Annotated in this window: 2 protein-coding genes, 2 tRNA genes and 2 pseudogenes; 4 read left to right on the top strand and 2 right to left on the bottom strand. The window is 67.5% G+C overall.

The annotated features are described in order from the left end of the window. Positions 1-323 precede the first annotated feature (323 nt). From HR086_RS44945 to HR086_RS44960, 4 genes are all read left to right on the top strand, one after another. Positions 324-394, top strand: a tRNA-Lys gene (locus HR086_RS44945). A 5-nt stretch (positions 395-399) separates the two neighbouring features. Then, positions 400-472: transfer RNA gene (locus tag HR086_RS44950), tRNA-Gln, on the top strand. Positions 473-1,132: 660 nt separating this feature from the next. After that, entirely contained in the window at positions 1,133-1,330 is a 198-nt protein-coding gene (locus HR086_RS44955; protein ID WP_174462848.1) for a two pore domain potassium channel family protein, read from the top strand. A gap of 109 nt (positions 1,331-1,439) precedes the next feature. Beyond that, the gene (locus tag HR086_RS44960; protein ID WP_174468728.1) at positions 1,440-2,297 is read left to right on the top strand and encodes an SMI1/KNR4 family protein; all 858 of its coding nucleotides are present in this window, start codon (positions 1,440-1,442) and stop codon (positions 2,295-2,297) included. A 393-nt stretch (positions 2,298-2,690) separates the two neighbouring features. Here the strand turns inward: HR086_RS44960 and HR086_RS44965 are convergent. Both HR086_RS44965 and tnpB read right to left on the bottom strand, forming a co-directional pair. Further along, positions 2,691-4,162, bottom strand: a pseudogene (locus HR086_RS44965) (IS66 family transposase). Between the two features lie 83 nt (positions 4,163-4,245). Then, a pseudogene (tnpB, locus tag HR086_RS49875) lies at positions 4,246-4,398 on the bottom strand (IS66 family insertion sequence element accessory protein TnpB); the annotation flags it as partial. Between the last annotated feature and the right edge of the window lie 101 nt (positions 4,399-4,499).

Consider the following 4,499-nt stretch of genomic DNA (forward strand, 5'->3'; position numbering starts at 1 on the left):
GGCCTTCTCGCTCTCAGGTCTTCTGCGCACACAGAGCCGAACGAGAGGTGCCCCTGCTCCCTCTTCCCGCCTCCTCCGCGCCCGCCTGCTCCCCAGCCTGATCGCGAATCACGAACTCTGGTTTAGCGCCCCCATTCAACACCGGCGTGGCCAGCCACGCACAGCCACACCGCATCACGAGTTACAGCTCAAGGGCCGGACTCGCGTCCGTGCGCCAGGAATCCTGGCTCGCGTTCGAGTACCCGACTGCCCCAAGGCCTCTGACAACTGAATCGTCGTGGTGAATGTATGCCGCCCGCGCGCATCGGGGCGGCAAGCAATCTGCCTCCGTAGCTCATTGGAAGAGCATCCGCCTCTTAAGCGGACGGCGAGGGTTCGAATCCCTCCGGAGGTACTCATACCGGGGTCGTCTAACCAGCGAGGATGGCGGACTCTGACTCCGCAGGTGCAGGTGCAAAGCCTGCCTCCGGTTCTCTCCATGCCCCTCTTCTGAGAGGCGGCTCCCTGCCGAAGTTCGCAGCACCAATCGGACCCCGATTGAAGGACAACCGCAGGCTCCATCCCCGAACCCCTGAATATCACTCACCTTTCTACCGCTCAGAGAGTTCGAGTTCTCTAGAGAAAAACAGAGAACGAGTTCGCACAGAGTCTCATTCGGGGAGCTACTTGAAAGGCCCTACCAACTGGTAGGGCCTTTTTTGTTTAACAAGGGCCTCGCGATGACATCGTGGGGTCTTCGTGTTTAAGCCCCTGAATCCCAAGGGATTTTTCCTCGCGGGTCTGAAGCGGGCGCTCTCGGCCCTCTACCCCGCAGAGCGAGATACCCGCGCTCCTCAGCTGCCGATTGGGCTCTCTGGAGCGCTCTTTCACCCGTTTTGGGGAGAGAGAGGCCGAGAGTGGTTAACAGGTGCTGTTAACCATTGGGGATGCGGTTAACAACATTCTCCTGGAGATCCTCTCCTTCCGCTTTCAGGTTTCTGGGAAGGCGTCTCTCTCTCTGCTTTCAGGTTTCATCCCTTACCTGTTTTGCTGGTCCCCGCGAGGGTGACGCAAGGCCAGCAGGGACCCTCCAGACCCATACTCGAAGTGAGGGCGTCTTAAGGAGGCTTCTGCTCCAGCCGCCTCCGCCGCGTTGTTCTACGCGGCGGAGAAGGGCCACAACGAGAAGGTCGAGACCCTCGACGACGCCCTCGTCTTCTGCTCGACGTGTCTCTCGGTCGGCTACGACCGGACGTTCCCGGTGACGCCCACGGGCAAGCGGATCGCCGCCGCGCTCATGGCGCTCGGCCCCGCGATGGCGGCCAGAGCGCTCGACGACCCCGAGCGCTGAGCCGCCTGCACACCCGAAGGCCCGCGGTGATCGAGAGGTCGCCGCGGGCTTTCGCGTCTGGTTCGCGGAGATCGTTGACGCGGCGTCCCTCCGGTGGTGACGTCGTTCGATGCCGCAGCCTCCCGAGGATCTCGCCCGCGCTCTCGAACGCCTCGATGTGGCCATCCGCCGCGCCGACCCCGGGGGGCACGCCTCGTTCCTACCGCCGGCTGCGCCCGAGCAGCTGGCCGGGCTCGAGGCCGAGATCGGGACGGCGCTGCCAGGCGACCTTCGCGCTCTGTTCAGCTGGCACGATGGGACCGCGCGGGTGTCGTTCGATGGCTCGAGCGTTTACTCGATGATGGGCTGCGTCGAGGCGATCTCGACCCGTCGGTTTCTCCTCGGGCCCGACAGTGACGGTGCGCGGTTCTCCGAACATTGGGTTCCCGTGCTCACGAAGGGCAACGGCGACCACGTCGCGTATGTGCTGTCGGGAACCGAGGCCGGCCCGCTGGTCGAGTACCGACACGACGACGCCTCGCGCCCCATTTGGGCGCCCTCGCTCGCGGCACTCGTGGCCCGCGCACTGCGCACCTGGGAGAGCAAGCCGGTTCGACAGCAGGGGGCGCTGATGCGGATCGGCGGGTGGAGCCGAGAGTGCGCGGTCCACGTGGGGGCGCTGGGGGTCGGCGACGCCATCGTCGTGTGCACCCTCGGCGCGGCGATGCGCCCATTCTGGAACCTCTATGTTCAGGTCGACGCCAATCGGTGGGTGTGGGGATTCTCAGGAGCAGAAGATTGGGAGCCGGAGGCGCTCGCGGTGGCCTCGCGGGCCATCGGCGGCCCGCTGAAAGACACGAGCACCGTCGCATCCAGCGTGGACGGCCTCTTGCTCGACAACGCATGGACGCTCGAGGACCGCCCGCCGCGCGCCCCCGACGACTTGAGCATGCTGGGCGTGTACCGAGGCCGCGTCGTTCGCGCCTGACGTCGGCGGCTCGATGACAACCACCACGGTTCACCGGTAGCCTCGGTCCATGGGCCTTCGCACCTGTGCTGGTTGCCAACGTCACATCCGATGCGCGTCCACCGCGTGCCCGTTCTGCGGCCTCGCGTGCGAGCCGGTCGCGGGAGCTACTTGAAAGGCCCTACCAACCGGTAGGGCCTTTTTTGTTTAACACGGGCCTCGCGATGACATCGCGGGGCCTTCGTGCTTAAGCCCCTGAACTCCAAGGGATTTTGCCCAGCAGTGCTGAGAACGGCGGTAACCGACCGACGGCGGGCGTTCTGGGGGCACACCACCTCCCCTCGCGGTGGCCCATGGCCCTGGTCGCCGCGCCGACTTGAGCGATGTCTGCGAGCACCAGACGCAGGCGGCCATTCAGGATGAGTCGGCTGGCGCCGGTGACCAGCGGTGCGGAAGCAGTTCGTCCAGGAGGAAGCTGGATGCGAGCCGAGCCGCAGCAGCACATCAGCCAGGTACGCCTCGGGGTTGACGCCGTTGGCCTCGCACGTGGCGACGAGAGACGCGAGCCCCGCGAGGTGCTGGCCAGCCTCGTCGCTGCCGACGAAGAGGTAGTTCTTGCGGCCCAAGGCCATCGCCCGCAGGGCCCGCGCGGAGGCGTTGTTGTCGAGCGGCAGCGAGGCGTCCTCGAGGAAGCGTGAGAGGGCCGCCCACTGGCCTTGGGTGTAGCGCAGTGCGAGCCCCATTGGCCCCCGCGGCGGGTGCCGCGGCAGTTGCTCCGCGAGCCACGCGGCGAAGGCTTCGAGTACCAGCGCACTGCGCTCACGACGCAGCGCCAGGTGCTCGGGCCCTCCCAGCACGCCGCGCTGCATGGCCTCGTGCTCGACGCGGTAGAGGGCCAGGATGAAGTCGAGCGCGTGCCTGGCCTCGGGCGCGGTGGCTTGCGCGTCGAAGAATTTGCGGCGCACGTGCGCCCAGCACGCCACGCGCGTGCGGCCCTCGGGCAGGGTGACGCGGTTGTAACCCGTGTAGCCGTCGACGAGCAGGTAGCCGCGCGTGCCGCCCAGGACGGCCTGGGGCGTCGCACCGCTGCGACTGGGACTGTGCACGTAGGCGATGAGGCGCTCGGTCCGGAAGGTCCAGACGTAAGCCCGGCGCGTCTTGCCCTCATCGAGCACGCGCTGCGGCGTCTCGTCCGCGCGCACCAAGGGGGCCTGGCGCACCAGGGCGAGCAGTCGCGCCGACAGCGGCGCGGTGGCAGCTGCAACGGCATGAAAGAGGTCACACAGCGTCGTGCGCGCAATAGGGGCACCCGCGCGTGCGAGCGCCTTCGCCTGGCGGTAGAGGGGAATCGCGTCGCACACCTTCGCAGTCACCAGGTGGGCCAGCAGCCCGGGGCCGTAGTGGCCCTGCTCGAGGGCCTTGGGCGCCATGGCCGTGACAATGCCCTGCCCACACCGGCATACGAGCGTCTCCTGCACGTGCACCTGTCGCTCGAGGCGCGCCGGGACGTACTCGAGGACGCCCGTCCGCTTGCCGGGGCCCAGGCGCCTGAAGTCCGTGCCGCCACACGCCGGGCAGCGACGCTCGGCGGCAGGGACTCGATGGTGGACGATGCGCTCGGGAAGGGAGGCGCGCGCCTGGCGCCGCTGCTCGCGCAGCTTCAGCGTCGCGGCCCGCGCCCCGGCGCAGTCACCTGACGCGAGCCGGAGCTCGTCCTGGATGCTCGCCATCTTCTCGCTCCGCTTGCCGAAAAGGGCACGCTGGAGCTGAGCAAGCTGGGCTTCGAGTCGGGCGACACGCTCCCGGAGGTGGGCGTTCTGAGCCTCGAGCCGCTCGGCGCTCTCTCGCCAGTCGCACCGGTGCGCCTCCTGGGGCTCTTCTGCCATCGCTCCGGGGAAACAAGCTGCCCGGTGGAGACCTTCTCGACGCTCTCTGGAGGCGCCCACCTGGCTGGCCTGCGGACGTGCGTGACGTCCAGGCCGTCCAGCAGCATCGACAGCTGGGTGGCATCGAGCTGGGCGCCGAGCAACTCCTCGCCGATGGTTGGCACCTTGAAGCGGCCCTTCTCCAGTCGCTTGTACGTCAGCACGAAGCCGCCCGCGTCCCAAACGAGCCGGCATGATGCGTCCCTTCTCTCAGTGCGACTGTAGTTTCCTCAGGCTACGCGTCCGTGTGTGTGCGTCGCGGACGCGCTGCAGGTGGTGCCGAGTCTCTGCGTCGAGC

The sequence above is a fragment of the Myxococcus sp. CA039A genome (assembly GCF_013336645.1).
In the GTDB taxonomy this organism is placed as follows: Bacteria; Myxococcota; Myxococcia; order Myxococcales; family Myxococcaceae; genus Myxococcus; species Myxococcus llanfairpwllgwyngyllgogerychwyrndrobwllllantysiliogogogochensis.

What these genes read in the sequence shown, in the direction of transcription:
- HR086_RS44960 (WP_174468728.1), top strand. Translation starts at nt 1,440, where the DNA reads ATGCCGCAGCCTCCCGAGGATCTCGCCCGCGCTCTCGAACGCCTCGAT.